This window comes from Cellvibrio fibrivorans, assembly GCF_031457055.1.
Lineage (GTDB): Bacteria > Pseudomonadota > Gammaproteobacteria > Pseudomonadales > Cellvibrionaceae > Cellvibrio > Cellvibrio fibrivorans.
Window position 1 is genome coordinate 83,584 of the sequence record NZ_JAVDVX010000002.1, and the last position, 19,637, is coordinate 103,220.

Annotated in this window: 15 protein-coding genes; 7 read left to right on the top strand and 8 right to left on the bottom strand. The window is 47.5% G+C overall.

Going from position 1 to position 19,637, the window contains the following annotated elements; translation table 11 throughout:
• Positions 1 to 10: 10 nt before the first annotated feature.
• Positions 11 to 979 carry a DUF58 domain-containing protein gene (locus J2X05_RS05265; protein WP_310069681.1) on the bottom strand — a complete coding sequence of 323 codons (969 nt, stop codon included), beginning with the start codon at positions 977 to 979 and terminating at the stop codon, positions 11 to 13.
• A 15-nt stretch (positions 980 to 994) separates the two neighbouring features.
• Positions 995 to 1,954 (bottom strand): AAA family ATPase, encoded by a 960-nt coding sequence (locus J2X05_RS05270; protein ID WP_310069684.1) that lies wholly within the window; start codon positions 1,952 to 1,954, stop codon positions 995 to 997.
• A gap of 203 nt (positions 1,955 to 2,157) precedes the next feature.
• On the opposite strand from J2X05_RS05270, the gene J2X05_RS05275 reads away from it, so the two are divergent.
• The 3 genes from J2X05_RS05275 (at position 2,158) to J2X05_RS05285 (ending at position 8,499) form a co-directional block, all read left to right on the top strand.
• Entirely contained in the window at positions 2,158 to 7,095 is a 4,938-nt protein-coding gene (locus J2X05_RS05275) for an NAD-glutamate dehydrogenase (protein WP_310069688.1), read from the top strand.
• A 33-nt stretch (positions 7,096 to 7,128) separates the two neighbouring features.
• Entirely contained in the window at positions 7,129 to 7,350 is a 222-nt protein-coding gene (locus J2X05_RS05280; protein WP_310069690.1) for a DUF2835 domain-containing protein, read from the top strand.
• 120 nt (positions 7,351 to 7,470) lie between these two features.
• Positions 7,471 to 8,499, top strand: a complete 1,029-nt coding sequence (locus J2X05_RS05285; RefSeq protein ID WP_310069694.1) for a quinone-dependent dihydroorotate dehydrogenase — start codon at positions 7,471 to 7,473, stop codon at positions 8,497 to 8,499.
• A gap of 102 nt (positions 8,500 to 8,601) precedes the next feature.
• Here the strand turns inward: J2X05_RS05285 and rmf are convergent, their stop codons facing one another.
• A complete protein-coding gene (rmf, locus tag J2X05_RS05290; RefSeq protein ID WP_007641871.1) occupies positions 8,602 to 8,826 on the bottom strand; it encodes a BatR family protein in 225 nt (74 codons plus the stop codon).
• Between the two features lie 311 nt (positions 8,827 to 9,137).
• Here rmf and rlmKL point away from each other — a divergent pair, with 311 nt between their 5' ends.
• Genes rlmKL through msrQ form a run of 4 tightly spaced genes read left to right on the top strand, consistent with a single transcriptional unit; the run spans position 9,138 to position 13,900 of the window.
• Complete coding sequence (gene rlmKL / locus J2X05_RS05295; RefSeq protein WP_310069701.1) at positions 9,138 to 11,393, top strand: bifunctional 23S rRNA (guanine(2069)-N(7))-methyltransferase RlmK/23S rRNA (guanine(2445)-N(2))-methyltransferase RlmL; 2,256 nt, start codon at positions 9,138 to 9,140, stop codon at positions 11,391 to 11,393.
• An 18-nt stretch (positions 11,394 to 11,411) separates the two neighbouring features.
• Positions 11,412 to 12,239 (top strand): hypothetical protein, encoded by an 828-nt coding sequence (locus J2X05_RS05300; protein ID WP_310069703.1) that lies wholly within the window; start codon positions 11,412 to 11,414, stop codon positions 12,237 to 12,239.
• A gap of 54 nt (positions 12,240 to 12,293) precedes the next feature.
• Positions 12,294 to 13,298 carry a protein-methionine-sulfoxide reductase catalytic subunit MsrP gene (msrP, locus tag J2X05_RS05305; protein WP_310069705.1) on the top strand — a complete coding sequence of 335 codons (1,005 nt, stop codon included), beginning with the start codon at positions 12,294 to 12,296 and terminating at the stop codon, positions 13,296 to 13,298.
• An 11-nt stretch (positions 13,299 to 13,309) separates the two neighbouring features.
• Positions 13,310 to 13,900 carry a protein-methionine-sulfoxide reductase heme-binding subunit MsrQ gene (msrQ, locus tag J2X05_RS05310; protein WP_310069706.1) on the top strand — a complete coding sequence of 197 codons (591 nt, stop codon included), beginning with the start codon at positions 13,310 to 13,312 and terminating at the stop codon, positions 13,898 to 13,900.
• A 15-nt stretch (positions 13,901 to 13,915) separates the two neighbouring features.
• Here msrQ and J2X05_RS05315 read toward each other — a convergent pair whose 3' ends face one another.
• From J2X05_RS05315 to earP, 5 genes are all read right to left on the bottom strand, one after another.
• Positions 13,916 to 14,629: a LytR/AlgR family response regulator transcription factor gene (locus J2X05_RS05315; protein WP_310069707.1), complete on the bottom strand. Its 714-nt coding sequence runs from the start codon at positions 14,627 to 14,629 to the stop codon at positions 13,916 to 13,918.
• Complete coding sequence (locus J2X05_RS05320; protein ID WP_310069708.1) at positions 14,629 to 15,714, bottom strand: sensor histidine kinase; 1,086 nt, start codon at positions 15,712 to 15,714, stop codon at positions 14,629 to 14,631. Before J2X05_RS05320 ends, J2X05_RS05315 begins: the two co-directional genes overlap by 1 nt.
• 3 nt (positions 15,715 to 15,717) lie before the next feature.
• Entirely contained in the window at positions 15,718 to 17,583 is a 1,866-nt protein-coding gene (locus tag J2X05_RS05325) for a serine hydrolase domain-containing protein (protein ID WP_310069711.1), read from the bottom strand.
• A 179-nt stretch (positions 17,584 to 17,762) separates the two neighbouring features.
• Positions 17,763 to 18,323 carry an elongation factor P gene (gene efp / locus J2X05_RS05330; protein ID WP_310069714.1) on the bottom strand — a complete coding sequence of 187 codons (561 nt, stop codon included), beginning with the start codon at positions 18,321 to 18,323 and terminating at the stop codon, positions 17,763 to 17,765.
• A 145-nt stretch (positions 18,324 to 18,468) separates the two neighbouring features.
• Positions 18,469 to 19,611 carry an elongation factor P maturation arginine rhamnosyltransferase EarP gene (earP, locus tag J2X05_RS05335; protein ID WP_310069716.1) on the bottom strand — a complete coding sequence of 381 codons (1,143 nt, stop codon included), beginning with the start codon at positions 19,609 to 19,611 and terminating at the stop codon, positions 18,469 to 18,471.
• Positions 19,612 to 19,637: the final 26 nt, after the last annotated feature.

The window sequence follows — 19,637 nt, forward strand, 5'->3', positions numbered from 1 at the left end:
AAAGTGATGACTATTTCTTTCGCCCAAACGCTTTGCGCAAGCCGTCCTGAATATCGTCTTGCGTAGCGTAACTCAGCAGTGGGATGCGCAAGCGTTTGCAAATATTCGTGAGCAGGGTTAACTGCTGATCAAACTGATGTTGATAGGCTTGCTGAAATGCCTTTTCGTTAGCGGCTAACTGCAAACGCTCGCGGCCATTGCTAATGGTCAATGGTGAATTGCTAATCAGTTGGCGTTCGAGTTGATCATAAACATGAATCAGGGTTACATCGGTGTGCCGCGCCAATTCAAATAATTGTTGTTCGGCATTGTTATCCAAGTCATGGAAGTCGCTAATGATAAATAGCGCGCAGCCGGGTTTGGCAATGCGGCGTGCATCCGCCAGCATTTCATTCAACGAGTTGGGCTTTTGCATTTCGCCTGACGGCAATTGTGTTGGAGCGGGAGTAATTGGCGATGTTAAACGGTGATTGTAATCTTGCAGCTGATACAATAATTCCAACACGGCATGTTTGCTACGGCGTGGACGCACATCGCGCTGGTTGTAATCGCCAAATACCAATGCACCTAAACGATCGCCATTGGCGAGCGCAGCCCAACCGAGCAGCGCCGCTATGTGGGCGGCCAGTACAGATTTAAAACAGCGCGTGCTACCAAAAAATAACGGCGAACGCTGGTCAACCAACATAAATACCGGACGCTCGCGCTCTTCGCGAAAAATTTTGGTGTGCGCGACTTGAGTGCGTGCGGTCACTCGCCAATCAATAGAGCGGATGTCATCGCCCGGTTGGTAAAGCCTCACCTCTTCAAAATCCATTCCGCGTCCGCGAAAGCGTGTGCGTTCACCGCCAGACAACAAACTGCGCGCTGGTTGGTGGGCAAAGAGTTTTAAATCCTGCGCGGAAAAACGGCAGCGCAAAAGGGCGGCGAGTTCGGTGTAAGCACCGCGCGGATTCAAGTCTTGCTGCAAATTGCTCATAGCATTGCGTTCCACTTAGCTCAGTGGCACGGCGGCCAGCAATTTATCAATCGCGTGATTGGGTGTAGTGCCAGTAGCTTCTGCTTCAAAACTTAAAATCAGGCGATGACGCAATACATCGTGAGCGACTGCTTGCACATCATCGGGGCTGACAAAATCGCGGCCATTTAACCAGGCGTGGGCGCGGGCGCAGCGATCCAATGCGATAGTCGCGCGCGGGCTGGCGCCGTACTCGATCAATCCAGCTAGCTCTTCAGAATATTGCGCGGGGCGGCGGGTGGCATTGATCAGGTGGACTATGTAGTCCTCCACACTTTCGGCCATGTAAATCGCCAGGATTTGATTGCGTGCAGCATCGATAGTGGCCTGGGTAATCATTTCCGGTTGTACAGCGGCGACTGAGGCAGCTTCATTGCGCGCGAGTTGCAAAATGCGGCGCTCGGCTTCGATGCTCGGGTAATCCACCACCACATGCAGCAAAAAGCGATCGAGCTGGGCTTCGGGCAGCGGGTAGGTACCTTCTTGCTCAATCGGGTTTTGGGTAGCCATCACCATAAACAGGCCGGGCAGGGGATAGGTTTTGCTGCCCACACTCACCTGGCGCTCGGCCATGGCTTCCAATAATGCCGATTGCACCTTGGCGGGCGCGCGGTTGATTTCGTCGGCCAATACCAGATTGTGGAAAATCGGCCCTGGTTGGAATTCAAAGCGATTTTGTTCCGGGCGATAGATATCGGTGCCGGTTACGTCGGAGGGCAGCAAGTCCGGAGTGAACTGAATACGATGAAAGTTGCCTTCTATTGCCTGGGATAAGGTTTTAATCGCCTTGGTTTTGGCGAGACCGGGGGCGCCTTCTACTAGTAAATGGCCATCCGCGAGCAGGGCGATCAATAAGCGCTGGGTCAAATGTTCCTGGCCGATAATTTGGTCGTTCAGCCATGTGTTCAATGATTGGATTTGTTGAAAAGCCTGCATGGAAATGAATACCTTTTCGCTGATGGGGTAGCAATTATGGGTTGATTCAAGGCTGACGAACTGCAAAAGACATTGGCAGCGCGACAAAAGTGCTCGATAGACTGCGCAAGGTGGTGACGGTTCCCTGTAATTTCAACTGTTTGCAGGAATTTTTCGACTAGGCTTAAGGAACATCAGTTCCATTTTTGGCAGGAGTTCAAACTGTGAACAGCCCATTAGTCAGCCAGCACAGGCTCACTGAATTTTTAGATGAATTTAATAATTACAGCGCGTCCAAATTGACGGGCTCTGAGCTGGAACCGTTGCAGCAGCTGGCGAAAAAATTTTTTAACCATTACCCATTGGAGGAGCTGGTTGGACGCCGCTTGAGCGATGTATTCGGCAGCCTCTACCAGTGGTGGCAATTTATCCAGCAGTACGACGGGCAGCAACCCAAGGTGCGCCTGTTTAATCCCGGTCTCGCTGAGGATGGCTGGGTGTGCCCACACACGGCGCTGGTGGTATTGCAAAAAGACATGCCGTTTCTGGTGGATTCAATCCGCATCGAATTAAACCGACGCAACATAGCGATCTACACCATCAAAAGCACGGTGCTTAGTTTGGTGCGGGACGCTAATCATAAGCTAGTGGAATTAATTGACGGCGATAACGGTGAGGTAATACAAGAGCTCAGCGGTAATAAAATTAAAGAAGCCATGATTGTAATGGAAGTCAGCGTCCATACTGATCAGCACGAGCTGGCAGAAATTTGCCAGAGTTTGCACGATATTCTGGCGGAAGTTGAGTGCGTTGTTGATGATTACCAGCCTATGCGTGCTGCTGCACTTGCGACAGAGCAAAACCTCAATTTTGCTAAAGATGCCCCGGCTGCGGCCAATATCCAGCAAACTAAAGCCTTCGTGCATTGGCTGACGGAGGATAAATTTACTTTTCTCGGTTATGCCGAGTATGAATTTAAAGATGTTGCTGGCCAGAAGACTCTCTGTGAAATTCCTGCCTCACGCTTGGGTATATTCACTTTGCGTAAAAGCACTGACAAGGCCTCCCTCGCAGTAGATTTATTTAACGAAGGCATGGCACGTTTTCATTTGGTGCCTCAGGTCATTACTTTTTCCAAATCCTCCGCGCGTGCGCGCGTGCATCGCAATGCCTATTCCGATTATGTAGTGGTTAAACGTTTTAATGCACAGGGCGAGGTAATAGGGGAGGTGCGTTTTCTTGGGCTTTACACCTCGGCCGTTTATTTGATGAGTCCGACCGAGATCCCGCTGATCGCCACTAAAGTTGCGAAAGTATTTGAACTTACCGGATTGGACGAGGCGAGCCACGATGGGAAAAATTTCCGCCAGTTATTGGAAACCTTTCCGCGCAATGAATTATTTTTAAGCAGCAGCACTGAACTCTACGAAACACTTGTGGGGGTAGCGCAAATCAACGAGCGCTCTATGGTGCGATTGTTTATGCGGCGCGATCCGTTTGGAAAATTTATTAATTTTATTATTTATGTCCCACGCGATTATTTTTCTACCAAAGTGCGTCTGGCGATACAGGAATTGATCGGCAACGCTATAGGTTCGCATGAGAGCCAATTTACTACGTATTTTTCTGAGTCCATCCTCGCGCGCGTCTATCTGGTATTTAAATTGGATTCCGCTATGCCAGTGCAGGTGGACGTGGCGACTCTGCAGGCCGGGATAGTGAATATCACCCGGTCATGGGAGGATTATTTACATACGGCGTTGATGGAGGCGCATGGGGAGGAAGTGAGTGCCCAGCTACTGCGCGAGTATCGCGATGCATTTTCGGCTGCCTATCAAGAGCAATACGATGCACCTACGGCAGTGCAGGATATCCACTCTATTGCCGAATTGTCTGCTGGAAATCCTGCGGATAATGGGCAGGTTGATGCACAGAAAATTGCCCTCAGTATGTACCATTCGCTTGTGGGTGAGCAGGGTGCATTCGTGCAATTCAAAATTTTCCATCGCGATACTACGCTGGCCTTGTCCGATGTGATTCCGGTATTGGAAAATCTCGGTTTTCGTGTTGTAAGCGAAAGCACTTACGGTATCAATACCTCCTCGGGTACATTGTTTTGGCTGCACGATTTTAAGCTTTCCCATCAATTTTCCAGCAGCATTGATTTGCCTGCACTCAAAGAAAATTTTATGAGTGCCTTCGCCGCTATATGGCACGGCCAAGCCGATAGCGATGCGTTTAACGCACTGATTACTACGGCCGGCTTAGCTTGGCGCGAAGTAGTCATGTTGCGCGCCTATTCCGGCTACATGCACCAGACCTTGTTCCCGTTTAGCGCAAACTATATGGCGGTAGCGTTGGTAAATCAGGCGGCTATCACACATAAGCTGGTCGAGTTGTTTACCCTGAAGTTTGATCCGGATTTGGTAGACGAGAAAACGCCGGAGCGAATTGCTACGCTGCGCACCGATATTCTTGCGCGCCTGGATGCAGTGCAAAACCTCAATGATGACCGTATTATTCGCCGCTTCCTCGCCTTGATTGATAACACCTTGCGCACGAATTTTTATCAAGTGGATGCGCAGGGCAATCGCAAGCCTTATCTTTCCCTCAAATTTTCTCCACGTAGTTTGCAGGATATTCCCGCGCCGCGCCCGCTATTTGAAATTTTTGTTTATTCACCGCGGATGGAAGGTCTGCATTTGCGCACCAGTAAAGTTGCGCGCGGCGGCCTGCGCTGGTCTGACCGTTTACAAGATTACCGCACGGAAGTGCTTGGCTTGGTAAAAGCCCAGCAGGTAAAAAATGCAGTGATTGTTCCCAGTGGTGCCAAGGGTGGCTTTGTCTGTAAAAAAATGCCACCCAATGCTAATCGTGATCAGCAATTACAAGAGGGTATTGCCTGCTACCAGTGGCTTATTCGTGGTCTGCTGGATTTAACTGATAATTTGGTTGATGGCAGTATTTGTGCGCCTAAAAACGTCGTGCGCTACGATGAAGATGATGCGTATCTGGTAGTGGCTGCCGACAAAGGCACTGCGAGTTTTTCCGATATCGCCAATACCATTTCGGCTGAATACAATCACTGGCTCGGCGATGCATTTGCCTCGGGCGGCAGCCAGGGCTATGACCATAAAGGTATGGGCATTACCGCGCGTGGCGCGTGGATTTCAGTGCAGCGCCACTTCCGCGAAAAAAATATTGATGTGCAAACCGAACCTGTAACCGTGTTGGGTATTGGCGATATGGCAGGTGATGTATTTGGCAATGGCATGTTGTTATCGCAAGCGACGATGATGGTCGCTGCATTTAATCACCAACATATTTTTATTGACCCCAATCCCGATCCGGCACGCAGTTTTGTCGAGCGGCAGCGATTGTTTACTACACCCAAAACAACCTGGGATGATTACGATAAAACGCTGATCAGCGAGGGCGGCGGCGTATTTAATCGCAACGCAAAATCCATTGCGATTTCGGCGCAAATGCGCACACGCTTTGCGTTGGATGCAGCCAGCTTAACGCCAACGGAGCTGATCAATGCACTGCTTAAGGCGCCGGTGGATTTAATTTGGAACGGTGGTATTGGCACCTATGTAAAAGCCAGCACTGAAACCCATGCAGATGTGGGTGATAAAGCCAACGACAGCCTGCGCGTCAATGGCGAAGAGTTGCGCTGCAAAGTATTTGGCGAAGGTGGTAATTTGGGTATGACCCAGCGCGGACGCATTGAGTATTGTTTGAATGGCGGCGCGTGCAATACCGATTTTATCGACAATGCCGGTGGTGTTGATTGTTCTGACCACGAAGTGAACATCAAAATTTTATTAAACGAAATTGTCGCTAATGGCGACCTCACCCAAAAGCAGCGCAACCAATTGTTGGTGGATATGACCGACAATGTTGCACAGTTAGTGCTGCACAATAATACGCGGCAAACCCAGGCAATTAGTGTGGCGCAATCAGATGCCTTGCAGCGCAGTGCTGAATATCGCCGCTTTATGAATGCCTTGCAAAGCGAAGGGCGGCTGGATCGCAAATTGGAATTTTTGCCCTCAGATGAGCAGTTGTTAGAGCGTCAAACACACGGAAAATCGCTCACACGTCCGGAGTTGGCCATATTAATTTCCTATGCCAAAGCCGTGTTAAAAGACGATTTAACCACCGCAAACATTGTCGATGATGACTATCTGGCAAAATTTATTGAAACTGCATTTCCACATAAAATTGCGCAGCTATTTCCTTTAGCGCTGCGCAACCATCGCCTGCGCCGCGAAATTGTCGCCACCCAAATTGCCAACGATATGGTCAATACCATGGGGATCAGTTTTGCACAGCGGTTGATGGAGTCGACAGGTGCAAGCGCTGGTGATGTGGCGAAAGCTTACGTGATTGCGCGCGATATTTATGCGATGCCGGAATTTTTAACTGCACTCGATGCCGCCGGCACTGCGGTACCTGCGGAGCGGCAATTACAGTTGATCAATATGATGATGCGTAAAATCCGCCGTGCCGCGCGCTGGTTTTTACGCAATCGCCGCAGCTATTTGCATCCTGCAAGTGAAGTGGAGTTGTTTGCTACAGGCATGCAAACCATCAATGCACATTTGCCGCAACTATTGGTGGGTGATGCGTTGGCCGAATGGCAGGAGTCTGTACAGAAACTTCGCGCTTTTGGGCTGTCCGATAATCTGGTCAGTTGCGTGGCGCGACCCGCAGATTTATATTCAGGCTTAAGTGTGGTGGAGGCAGCGCGTATCGCCAACCAGGATATTAACCAACTTGCCAAAATTTATTTTGCACTGGGTAACTATTTAAGTTTGCCCTGGTTTTCAAACCAAATTTCCAATTTACCGGTTGATAACATCTGGCAAGCCATGGCGCGAGAGACTTATCTGGGAGACTTGGAATCGCAATTGCGCAGCTTGAGTGTATCGCTCATCCGTTTTGTGGATGTGCGTTTGTCGCTGGATGAGTTGATCCAACGCTGGAGTAATCAGCATCAATTACTCATCGCACGTTGGAAAACCATGGTGAATGAATTGCAGGCGGTAAATGGCACTGACTTTGCGATGGTGTCGGTTGCCCTGCGCGATTTGCTAGACCTTGCGCAGGCGAGTCAGCATTGTGAGGCGTTGGATAACTGCCCTTTGCCGGAATAACCCTATCGCTTTTTTAACAAGAGATTTATTTTTTTGAAAAGTATTATCGTTAATTTGTCTATTTCCACGGAAGAGTTTCAACGTTTGTATGAGGGCAGCGTTAAAACCGTTTTCGCGCACAGTATTGATGGCCGTAGTATCCGTTTCCCTGCGGGAATCCTGCGGCCATATGTATTGCACAACGGTATCCACGGTACCTTTCAGATCGATTTTGATGAGGACAATCGCTTCCAATCTGTTCATCGATTGGCTTAGCCTTTGGTGTAGTCATTAGCGCAAGAAAAAGGGCAAGGTTCGGGGTGCGTTGTACCCGTTAATCCAGTATCCTTGCCGCCTTATTTATCGTCACCCATCCAGACCGCTAAAGAGCCTGCCATGTACCACATTATCCGCGATCTTTTATTCCGCCTTGATGCCGAAACTTCCCACGAACTTAGTCTCGATCTTCTGGGCGCTGCCGAGCGTTTACATTTGCTGGGATTATTTACCTCCAGTGTGCCCAGCGCACCGGTAAACGTGATGGGTCTGACCTTTGATAACCCGGTAGGTATGGCCGCAGGTTTGGATAAAAACGGCGATTACTTCAATGCGCTGGGCGCCATGGGTTTTGGTTTTGTGGAGATAGGCACTATTACCCCGCGTCCGCAACCTGGCAATCCGCAGCCACGTCTGTTCCGTATCCCGGAAGCCCAGGCGATCATCAACCGCATGGGGTTTAATAACAAAGGCGTAGACCATTTGGTCGAGCAGGTTAAAAACCGCCGCTATAAAGGTGTGTTGGGCATCAATATCGGCAAGAACGCCACTACCCCTGTGGAAAATGCGGTGGATGATTACCTGATGTGTTTCCGTAAGGTGTATGAACACGCGGATTACATCACTGTGAATATTTCATCGCCCAATACCCCAGGCTTGCGTAACTTGCAGTTTGGCGATTCGCTTTCGCAGCTGCTGGCACCGCTGAAAAAGGAGCAGGCTGTGCTGCAACAGGTAACTGGCCGCTATGTACCTATCGCGGTAAAAATTGCACCGGATATGGATGAGAGTGAAATCCACCAGGTCGCCGGCGTTCTCCTGCAGGAAGGTATGGACGGCGTGATTGCCACGAACACCACCATCACCCGTGTAGGTGTAGAAGAATATGAGAATGGCAGTGAAACCGGCGGGTTGAGCGGTTTACCCGTGCGCGACAAGAGCACCTATGTGATCAAAACGCTCAGTTCATGTCTGGGTGGAAAATTGCCGATTATAGGTGTGGGCGGGATTTTTGATGGCGCGAGTGCTGCCGATAAAATCCGCGCTGGTGCCAGCTTGGTACAAATCTATAGCGGTTTTATTTATGAGGGGCCAAGCCTGATTGGCCGGGCTGCAGCTGGAATAGCCAGTTATCACAAAGGGCTGTAATTCCGTTTTTTTAAGGCGCTAAAACAGCGAAGCCCGCAAGAGCGGGCTTATAGAATCAAAAATGATTTAGCTGGGAAAATTCTGTTGGTCTTGCGTTGAAAGCTAGCCACTCATGGCCATGGGTTGGATGTTGTTCACTTTTTGAACCTGTGCCAAACGACTATAGCCGTCCCACTGATCGATGCGCGATTCGCGCCAGCCGTTGAGCCATTGCTGGCGTGCTTGGCCGGTCTCATGGGGACAAAGGCTTTTGGAACGCCCATCAATACCTGCTTGATACCCTTTAACAAATGCGCGTTCTGTTTGGTCACGTTTTTGACGTTTCATCAGTTATTGCACCTCTATATTGTGGTTTATCGATAGGGTGTTACTTATCGACGGAAGCGGTCTTGCGGTCTTTCACTAGCATGTCTGACTGGTTTTTACATTCTCCTTAGCGTTGACAGGTTGGGTGAGTACACCAGATTTAACTGGCCTCGTGAACGATTAAATTTTTATACATAGGCCGTTCTATATGGCATATCGGCCTAGCAAATGTATTTGACAACTTGATGACACACACCTTTCGTTAGTCAGGTTCTGTTCAGAAAAGTTCATCAGGAAACCTTTTTTTGGAAAATCCCTTGTTGGAAAGCTTAATGACACATCAATATTTCGCCACTTGCCCCAAAGGCTTGGAAGGCTTGCTCTATACCGAACTGCAAACCCTTGGTGCAGAAGATCTGCGCGAGACGGTTGCCGGTATTTATTTCTCGGGCGATATAGGGATGGCCTATCGTGCCTGCCTGTGGTCGCGTCTGGCTAATAAAATACTGCTGCCGCTGGCAAGCTTTGAAGCCGATAGCCAGGAAGAACTTTATGACGGTGTACGCGAGTTGCGTTGGGAGGAGCATTTAAGCCCCAATGGCACGCTGTTGGTGGATTTTATCGGCACCAACGACACTATCCGCAACACCCAGTTTGGCGCCGTAAAAGTCAAAGATGCGATTGTGGATTGCCTGCGCGATTTCAGCGGCGAACGCCCCTCGGTCGCCAAGCGCGACCCGGATTTGCGGGTGAATGTGCGCTTATCCAAAAGCAAAGTGATTGTCAGTATCGATCTCTCGGGTGACAGCCTACATCGCCGCGGCTACCGCGTGAAGCAGGGCAGTGCGCCGATGAAAGAAAACCTCGCCGCGGGCATTTTGATTCGTGCTGGCTGGCCGGAGATAGCTGCGCAAGGTGGTGCACTGCTAGACCCTATGTGTGGCTCGGGAACTATCCTGATTGAAGCCGCCTTGATCGCTGCGGATATTGCTCCGGGTTTGTTGCGCGGCAGTTTTGGTTTCGAACGCTGGCTCAACCATCGCAACGATATCTGGCTGGAGTTACGCGAAGAAGCGTTTGCGCGCAAAAAAGCAGGTCTTGCGCGCGAAAACCTGCCAGAAATTCGCGGTTACGATGCTGATGTCAACGTGATTCGCGCAGCGGAAGACAATATTGTCAGCGCCGAGTTGGATCACTGGTTGCGTGTGAGTCGTAAAGAATTAAAAGATTTCGTAAAACCGACGCACAAAGCGATGGATTTTGGCATCGTCATCAGCAACCCACCTTACGGCGAACGTTTGGGTGAAATTGAATCGCTGAAATTATTGTATGCCCATTTGGGAGAGCGTTTGCGCAATGAATTCCAGGGTTGGCGTGCGGGTGTATTTACCGGCAATCCTGAACTCGGTAAACAAATGGGTTTGCGTGCGGATAAAAAATACAAATTTTTTAACGGCACTATCGCGAGCGAATTGTTGATGTTCAGCATCAGCAGCGATGCATTTGTACAAAGCCGTGTCGAACAAGATGCGCGCTTTAGTAAAGACGATGAAGAACGCAAAGAAGCTGAAGCGCGGGTTAAAGTTGAAAACAAAAAAGAACAGGCTGATGCACTTTCCAATGGTGCACAGATGTTAGTGAATCGCCTGCAAAAAAATCTCAAGCAGTTAGAGAAGTGGGCAAAGAAAAACGACATCAGTTGCTATCGTTTATACGACGCTGATATGCCGGAATATTCCGCGGCAATTGATATTTATCGCGGCCAAACCCAGCCCAATCGTGCTCCGCAACTTTACGCCCATGTGCAGGAATACGCAGCACCCAAATCAGTCGATGAAGATCGCGCTGCGCAGCGTTTTGCGGAAATCGAAATGGCGGTGCCGTTTGCGCTGGATTTACTCGCTTCCAATATCAGCTACAAACAGCGCCGTCGCAATAAGGGTACCAGCCAGTACGAAAAAATCAGCGAGCGTCCAACCGGTGATGTATTCAGTGTGCAGGAAGGGCAAGCGAAGCTGCATATTAATATGTGGCAGTATTTGGATACGGGTTTGTTTCTCGATCATCGCCCGGTGCGTTTGATGATTGCGGATCTGGCCAAAGATAAACGCTTTTTAAATTTGTTCTGTTACACCGCAACCGCGAGTGTGCACGCGGCTATGGCCGGTGCGCGTTATACGGTGAGCGTGGATATGTCCAATACTTATCTAAACTGGGCGCGTAAAAATTATGCGTTAAATGGTTTGAGTGAGTCGCGCAACCGTTTGGAGCAAGCCGATTGTTTAAAATGGCTGGAAGATAACGACCAACAATTTGATCTGATTTTGCTTGATCCTCCAAGCTTCTCTAATTCCAAACGTATGGAAGATGTATTGGATGTGCAGCGCGATCATGTCGGCATGATTAACAATGCGATGCGCTCGTTAGCGGAAGGTGGCACACTGATTTTCTCCAATAACCTGCGCAGTTTTAAATTGGATGCTGATGCATTGAGTGCATACACCATCAAGGATATTAGTGCGCAAACAATTGATGAAGATTTTAAGCGCAATCCTAAAATCCATCAGTGTTGGTTGATTACCCACTAGTCAATAAAGGTCATTGCTATGCGCTACGCCCGGTTCAGTATTTACATTCTATGTGTACTGACCGCTGGCGCAAAGGCCGACCAATTCTGCTTTGCCCTCGCTGAAACCTTTTACGAACAAATCTACTGCCAGTTGCAAGCCAAGGCGCAAACCAAAGGCTTACCGCCCTTTAATCAATTCAAGAAAAATAATGAAGCAGTGCAGGCGTCTTTGCTAAAACGGCCAGCAGAGCGCAACGGGATTAAATTACCAGTGCGCCAAGTCCAACTCCCGATAACAACCGTTGCCCCGCCAGAAATAATTAATAGGCCACAGGTTAACCTGCCGGAAACTGTTGTAAATGAACCAGATTCCAGACCGTTGCGTAAACCCGTCAGTGAGCCAAAAAATATCCTGGGTTGTGACCTGCTTGCCGGACAGATTCACTGTGGAGGGCAGGTATTCAAACTGATTGGCAACAAAGCCAATCATCGCTTGGCAACTAATGCCTTATCAATCCACAACAAAATGGATTTGCCGCGGTATCAAGGCGGCGCCTTGAGTCAATATCTCGGCCATGCTTATGCGCGCTACGTTGCAAAAATGTGCGACATTGGTCTTTGCGGTGTCACAATGACTTACGGAAAATTTGCGTATCTTTATCAGGATTTACACAGCAAGGGTTTGGATTTTCCCCAGCGCTTTGAAATCATGTATGGCTTTCTGAAAAAAGATAAGGCGAATATGGGCGTGAGCGAGTCATCCCGTGTTCCTCAAGGTTTATCAGTGCAGGATTGCGGCGCGCTAACTGATACTCGCTATGTCTGCGACTATCAGGGTAGAAATTATATTTTTGAGTTGCAGTAACAAATCCTAATGGCGCAAGTCTATAAGCCAACCATCTTGTCTATCGAGGTCAGTATGCTGATCAAAAAGCCCACCGATATCCCATCTTCTGAAATTACCCCCGAGTCTATCTACAATGCCCGGCGCGATTTTATGCGTGGCGCCATGAGCGTTGCAGCTATGGGTGTCAGCGCAAGTGCAATCGATGTATTTGCTACCCCTACGCAGGTAGCTGATAAGGATTTACCCGGCCCGGATTGGTTAAAAATGCAGATTGCCGGAGCCATAGCCAATCAGGAAAAAATCAGCGAACCTCTGACACCTTATGAACATGTTGCTGCCTATAACAATTTTTACGAATATGGTTACGATAAAACTGATCCGGCCGCTAAGTCTCATATATTAAAGCCGCATCCATGGACAGTTGAGATCGTTGGTGAGGTAAATAAACCCCGCACTTTTGGCTTGGAAGATTTATTAAAAGGCGTGACACTGGAAGAGCGAATTTATCGCCTGCGTTGTGTTGAGGCCTGGTCGATGGTGGTGCCTTGGGTTGGATTCTCACTCGCTGATTTAATCAAACGCGTCGAACCGACCAGCAAAGCAAAATACGTTGCATTCACGACACTCGAACGTCCGTCGGAGATGCCTGAACAGAAAAGCCGGTTTAGCACGATTGATTGGCCCTATCGCGAAGGTCTGCGTATGGATGAAGCTATGCATCCGTTAACGACCTTGGCGGTTGGTTTGTACGGCAAAGTTCTGCCTAATCAAAACGGCGCCCCTTTGCGTTTGGTGGTGCCTTGGAAATATGGTTTTAAATACATCAAATCGATTGTGAAAATTGAATTTACTGAAAAGCAACCCAAAACCACCTGGAGCATGATCGCGCCAGATGAATATGGCTTTTATGCCAACGTAAACCCACAAGTGAGCCATCCGCGTTGGAGCCAAGCGGAAGAGCGTCGTCTGCCAAGCGGTTTGTTACGCCCGAATATTATTCCCACACAATTATTTAATGGTTATGCGGAGCAGGTAGCACATCTGTATAAAGATATGGATTTGCGTAAATTTTATTGAGAGTAATTGCTATGCCTGTGTTGTGGCGACGGGTTCTGATTTTTTTCCTTGCATTGATACCGCTGGTATTTATTGTCTATAAAACACTTGCCAATCAATTGGGCGCTGACCCAGCTAAAACAATTGTGCTATTTACGGGAGAATGGACAATTTACTTTTTGTTCATTACTCTCGCTGTAACGCCGTTGCGGCGTTTAGTTAACTTTACAAATTTCCATTTCCGCTGGTTGCAAATCCATAGGCGCATGCTGGGGTTGTTTACGCTTTTTTATGCCATTTTGCATGTGCTCGCATTTTTAGTTTTTATTTTAGGATTGGACTTTTCGCGTTTCGGTAAAGAATTGGTTGAGCGGCCTTATATTCTGGTCACAATTCCCGCTGTAATTTTACTGATTGCTTTGGGTGTCACCTCAACCAAGGCGATGATGCGGAGGCTGGGGAAAAACTGGCTGCGTTTACACAAAAGTATTTACCTGATTGCCATCCTCGCCTGGGTGCATGTGTTGATGCAGGTGCGGTCAAGTTATTTTGAGGCGGTGTTATTTGGTGTGATTTTGTTGGCGTTGCTGTTGCCGAGATTGTATTGGGCGGTTCGAAAATAATAACAATATGGTCAATTAAAAACTCAATATATCCTTTAAGTCTGTTGCTTGCCGGCGTGAAATATCAATAGTTGTACCGTTATTCATGGTGATCACATAGCCATCGCGGATGCCTTCTTCGATGGTGCTAATCGCTTGCAAGTTAACAATAAATTGGCGATTGGCGCGAAAGAAAAATTTCCTGGGTAAGCGCTCCTCAATTTGACTTAGCGATTTTTTGACAAAGGCTGATTCCTGGTTGAAAAATATCCGCACATGATTTTTGCAGCTTTCAAAATAACGTATAGATTCCAGTGTTACCAAGTGGCACTTGTCGTCATCTTTCACAAATATCTTGTTATTCATTTCCAGCGCAGGTTTGATTCCTTGCGCTGTTTCATCAGTGCTGGTGTTAAGTTTTGCAATAGCTAAGGCCAGTCGCTCCTGGCTGATAGGTTTTAATAGGTAATCGATAGTATGGTAGTCGAAGGATTTGATTGCGTACTCAGAGTAAGCCGTTGTAAAAATAATGCGCGGTATATAATCCAGCTTTTCCAGCAACTCAAAACCAGTCTCTCCGGGCATATGGATATCTAAAAAAATAACGTCAGGACGTTTTTCCCGAATAAGTTCAAGTGCCGGGGTAGGGTGCTCAGCTTCACCGACAATGTCTACTTCTGCAAATTCACCCAGCATTTCTATCAATCCTTCGCGGGCGATGCGGGAATCTTCAACCACTATAGCTTTCATTAGCGTATTTCTCGCGGAAGGGTCAGTGTGACTATAAATTGTTGGTCGTGTCCATGGGTGCTTATGGTTGCGGCGTTGCCGTACAGCAGTTTAAGCCGTTGCTCAATATTGCGTAAGCCTATACCTGTGCTTTGCGTTGTTGGTATTTCTGTATGCGGAATATCATTGGTGATTTTGAAGGTGATGGAATGTGCAGTGGCTTCGGCCATCAACTGAACTTTTCCACCATAGCGCAATTTTTCTATACCATGCTTAATCGAATTCTCTATAAGCATTTGCAAAATCATAGGAGGAATAAAATTAGAATACAGGTTTTCTGGTATGTCACTTTCAAAGTGTAATCTGTTTTCCATGTGTACTTTGATGATGGCAATGTAACGGTTAACTATTTCCAGCTCATCAGAAAGCTGAACTTTTTCATTTTTGCTGGATTCCAATGAATATCTCAAAATATCTGATAAGTCTGTGATCATTTTTTCGGATTTTAAGGGGTCTTTACGCACGGTGAATTTAATGTTGTTGAGTGTGTTAAATAAAAAATGCGGGTTGAGTTGATTGGTCAGGTTGGCGAGTTGAGCTTCTTTGAGGCTATTTTGAAGTTTTAAGTTGGTTACATCGGCTTCTTTAATTCGCTGCTTGGTTGTGATGCTGATGTAGACAAAAATCCATCCACCAATAAATAGTTGGGTTTGAAGCCAATTGCCGATAAGCATTTGCGTGATTATTGTTGAGGCAGTTGTTTTATGTTCAGCAGCCGCTTTATTCATATCTTCCCAAAAAAACGGAATAATCGAGCCAAGCATAATGACGGTGACAATGAGGCCGCCAATTAAACTATAACTCGTTACAACTAAAATATTTTTTGCCGTATTTAGTTCTTGCCACTGATGATTTTTATATAGGTATCGATAATAGAGTGTTGCCAGTGTAAACAGGGGGAGCCATAGTAGCCCACCCACAAAGTTAAAAAGAATTTCTTCCCGCCACAGCAAGATAATAACGGTTTGTGCCAACGTCATAATCAACAAGATAGATCCGTGGTACATCCAAAATGTCTTGTTGCGCGGGAAAAAATTAAAGTTCATCAGTTAGGACCAGGTTTTGAGTGCGAACAATCCATAATAAGCCAGGTGAGTGGCCATCAATAGATTTAACCCAGTGTATATAAATGCGTACCAGAATATCCAGCTTGATATTGAATGTTGGCGATACTTAAATAATATGACTGCACTAGCAATTGACACGATTGGGTACGTAATACTTAGCAAGAAAATAGTAATTGATAAGGGCGAGATGTTTGCAAAAGATTGTATGAATAATCCACCGAGAGAAAGACTGACTGCGAATCCAATAAATATCAGGCTTGCAGCTAATGGCCAAATGCGAATCCAGACGCTAGGGTCAGCTGGTGTTTTTTTGGCTAGCCTGCGAAAGCCCCAGATAACAATTGCAAGTAAACTGCATAAAGTAGTAATAAGCAGTGCGGCGTAGAGACCGATCATGCCAAATACTTGGAGGGCTGAGGCCGGCTTGAATAAATCTGTGTTAACCTGAATTGCATTTCCTTCAATGGGATCATCTACCAATGCGATTGATGGTAATCCAGTCCAGCTATCAATCAAGTAATCTTCATTTGTTGCATAGTCTTGACTCGGGTGCTCCCATCCTCCCAGTAGAGGATGACGGTGCAAGTAAGTATCATCAGTCTGAAATTTCATAACACCAAAAGTCACATTCATTAATCGCATCAGCTGATTGCGATGATTAATAGGTACATAGTAGCCGCCGAGAGATTTAAATTTTTCTGGGAGTGCTATAGGTTGCGGTTTATTAACCTTATGATTTTTCAGTAAATAAGCGCGAATAGTTTTTGAAATTTTATCGAATGCAAGCCAGTTTCCTGCATTGATCATAAAGACATAACCAGTGCCTAGTTCATTGTTGTAACTTAATTCAGTAAGTCCACCGAACACCCCGCCGTTATGGCCGCGAAATGCAATATGAAAATCTTTGTGGCCACTTGTGTAATTTGCCAATCCATAACCTGATTTAATACCGGAAAGATTTCCAAGTGTTGTTTCCGGTGTTTCCATGCGATCAATAGCGGTACTTGAAACTATTTGCTGACTGGGCGTTGCTCCGCGCAATAATAAAAATTGCACAAAATTCGCCATATCTTTGGGAGATGAATTAATGGAGCCTGCGGCTCTGTGAATGATATGCCAATAATTTTCCGGTTTATTGTTGGTATAAAGTGTTGCGCCTTTTTGCTGATACAAATCGGTTTGGAAATAGCTGGTGGATTGCATATCCAGTGGTTTGAAAAAAGTATCTTCAATATAGTCTTCGTATTTTTTGCCTGTTATCTTTTCTACAATATAAGCGACTACTGCCGCGCCTGCGTTGCAATAAGCATGACGTGTACCCGGAATCCAGCGAGATTTGCGTGAATCAGGATGGTAATCAAGACCCTCTTTTGTACTCATGGTATCCGGTGCTGAAAAGGCGTATTCAGCAAGGTGGATATCATCCCAGCCAGTGGTGTGCTCAAGTAGGTGAACAACTTTAATGGGATGGGTTTCTTCCCAAGGGTTTTCAAACTGAATTTCTGGTACTAGATCGCGTACCTTGTCGTTCAGATTGAGTTTTCCTTCCTCTTGTAATTTCAGCACGGCAAGTGCGGCAAACATTTTAGAAACTGAACCTATGCGAAACAGCGTGTTTTCATCGGCTTTGGTGTGCGTTTCGATATTGGCCTCACCTAAACCAGCAATCCAGTAAGGGCCATCTTTATTGACCAGAGCAATGCCAAGGGCAGGAGTGTTGGTATCCTGACGAATTTTTTCGATGGCTGTTTTTAATTCTTCAAGTGATTGCGGTACTGGTTCATCGGCCTGTACTGAAAATCCGATCAGGCAAACAAAGGTAATTATGGCTTTTATAAATCTGTACATAACAATAGCTCCTTTTTAATGTGGAGGTATTGTTGCAATTTATCTGAATCTTGAGTGGGAATGGTGCTGAATGGTTTTTAAAAGTGATAGGCGGCGCTAAAACAAATCGAGTAAAGAAAGGGTGTGATTCGCGGGAATTGAATTCAGCGGCCAAGACGGCCGCTGAATAAGTAGGAGAATTAAGCGCGAGACTTATATTCGCCAGTGCGGGTGTCGATGATGATCTTTTGGCCAATCTCAACAAACGCAGCAACTTGCAATTCGGTGCCATTGACCAGTTTTGCAGTTTTCATCACTTTGCCAGAGGTGTCGCCACGGACTGCTGGTTCGGTGTAGGCAACCTCACGGACGATAGCGTTTGGTGGAGTTACAGAGATAACTTTGCCTTCGTAGAATACGGCATCACACACATCTTCCATGCCGTCTTCGATCCATGGGAGCAAGTCACCCAGCTCTTCAGCAGTTACTTCGTATTGGTTGAACTCTGGATCCATAAATACGTACATCGGATCAGCGTAGTAAGAGTAGGTTACTTCTTTACGATCCAATTGGATGTCTTCGAATTTGTCGTCGGCGCGGTAAACGGTTTCGGTGTTCATGCCGTTCAGCAGGTTTTTCAGCTTCATTTTTACAACAGCAGAGTTACGGCCAGACTTGTTGTATTCCGCTTTTTGAACAACCCAAGGTGAGCCGTCGATCATCAGAACGTTGCCAGCGCGGGTTTCTTGAGCATTTTTCATGGTAAATCCCAGTATTTGCAGAGGTTAACGAATAAGAGGGAGGCCTTGATGCGCATGGCGCGCGGGCATAAAAGCCCTCAGGCGTCCCGAGTTTGAAATCGGCGCGCTACTATACAGTCCTTTATCACTTTTCTGTAGTGCTTTTTTAGCCTTGGCGATTCGTGGAAAAAGTGACTAATTGAGTCGCCAAATCAGGCTGGTTCCGCAGTGAATCGCACCAGTTTTGGCTGTGTCCGCGCCACTCGATTAGCTGGGGTATAAGCTGATGCCAGTAGCTCTCTATATTCTCGCCCTGATTCCACGCCAGCCATGTCGCACGAATAGTATTCGCCAGCGGTCTGCTGCAGTGCGCCGTGTAGTGATCAAGAAACGCATTGAGTTTGGTGATGTGCACCTCTTCGTCCTGGGGGTAGATATGCCAGAGCATTGGCTTGGCCGCCCATTGCCCCCGTACGAATGAGTCCTCGCCGCGTACGAAATTGATATCGCACGCCCAAAGCAGCTTGTCGTAATCGGTCTGGGTGACAAAAGGGATGACTTGTAAGCGCAGGTTCCCCTGCAGGTAGATATCGTCAACGACTAATTCCTGCTTGATCGTCTCGTTGATGCTGGTCAGGATTTTACCGCTGGGCACCAGACAGTGAACCGGCTTGTTTGAGTTTGCCCAAGCCGCCAGCAGGCTGGCAACGGCTGGATTTTCGTAGGCAAAAAGGGATACAAGCAGCGCCTCTGGTTGCGGCTCAATGCCCATGTTGATCAGCCAATGTGCCGCGTCAAACGAATCGCGTGCGCTGATTAATGACCCTTCGCGCAACAACCCGCCGGTGCGCGCGGTAAAACCGGGGAAGAAAAAGGTTTTGCGCAGGCCAGTTGTTGGGTGGGCGGAAGGCATGCCATGAAATTCTTCGACCCAACTCTCTGCACTCAAATAATCGAGATTAATCCATACAGGCGTTTGGCCGATGCGTTTGAGTTGCGCCATCTTGTCCAAATAAAGAGTCGGAATATCGCAGGCAAAGGCTTCGATAACCACGTCTGCAATCTGCACATCCGCGTCAAATTCCGTGTTCCAGCGGCATACCTCAATGCCCGCGACCTGTTGTTGCTCCAACTGGAGGGTTTCAGGCCATATGCGTATCAGCGAATCCAGGTCATCGACCCATAACCTTACCGCTTGTTGGTGTTCCTCGGCCAACTGCCGCGCCAGTCGCCAGCAGACGCCTATATCGCCAAAGTTGTCGATGACACGGCAGAAGATATCCCAGGTTTTGATGTGTGGTGATGGCATTGGTCTGTTCAGTCGAATTAAGTGGG

Excerpts from the sequence above, each read along its gene's own strand:
- msrQ (WP_310069706.1), top strand. The coding sequence starts at position 13,310 with ATGCCTGTGTTGTGGCGACGGGTTCTGATTTTTTTCCTTGCATTGATA.
- J2X05_RS05325 (WP_310069711.1), bottom strand. The coding sequence starts at position 17,583 with ATGTACAGATTTATAAAAGCCATAATTACCTTTGTTTGCCTGATCGGA.
- J2X05_RS05270 (WP_310069684.1), bottom strand. The coding sequence starts at position 1,954 with ATGCAGGCTTTTCAACAAATCCAATCATTGAACACATGGCTGAACGAC.
- rmf (WP_007641871.1), bottom strand. The coding sequence starts at position 8,826 with ATGAAACGTCAAAAACGTGACCAAACAGAACGCGCATTTGTTAAAGGG.
- J2X05_RS05265 (WP_310069681.1), bottom strand. The coding sequence starts at position 979 with ATGAGCAATTTGCAGCAAGACTTGAATCCGCGCGGTGCTTACACCGAA.
- rlmKL (WP_310069701.1), top strand. The coding sequence starts at position 9,138 with ATGACACATCAATATTTCGCCACTTGCCCCAAAGGCTTGGAAGGCTTG.
- J2X05_RS05300 (WP_310069703.1), top strand. The coding sequence starts at position 11,412 with ATGCGCTACGCCCGGTTCAGTATTTACATTCTATGTGTACTGACCGCT.
- J2X05_RS05320 (WP_310069708.1), bottom strand. The coding sequence starts at position 15,714 with ATGAACTTTAATTTTTTCCCGCGCAACAAGACATTTTGGATGTACCAC.
- efp (WP_310069714.1), bottom strand. The coding sequence starts at position 18,323 with ATGAAAAATGCTCAAGAAACCCGCGCTGGCAACGTTCTGATGATCGAC.
- J2X05_RS05315 (WP_310069707.1), bottom strand. The coding sequence starts at position 14,629 with ATGAAAGCTATAGTGGTTGAAGATTCCCGCATCGCCCGCGAAGGATTG.
- J2X05_RS05285 (WP_310069694.1), top strand. The coding sequence starts at position 7,471 with ATGTACCACATTATCCGCGATCTTTTATTCCGCCTTGATGCCGAAACT.
- earP (WP_310069716.1), bottom strand. The coding sequence starts at position 19,611 with ATGCCATCACCACACATCAAAACCTGGGATATCTTCTGCCGTGTCATC.
- msrP (WP_310069705.1), top strand. The coding sequence starts at position 12,294 with ATGCTGATCAAAAAGCCCACCGATATCCCATCTTCTGAAATTACCCCC.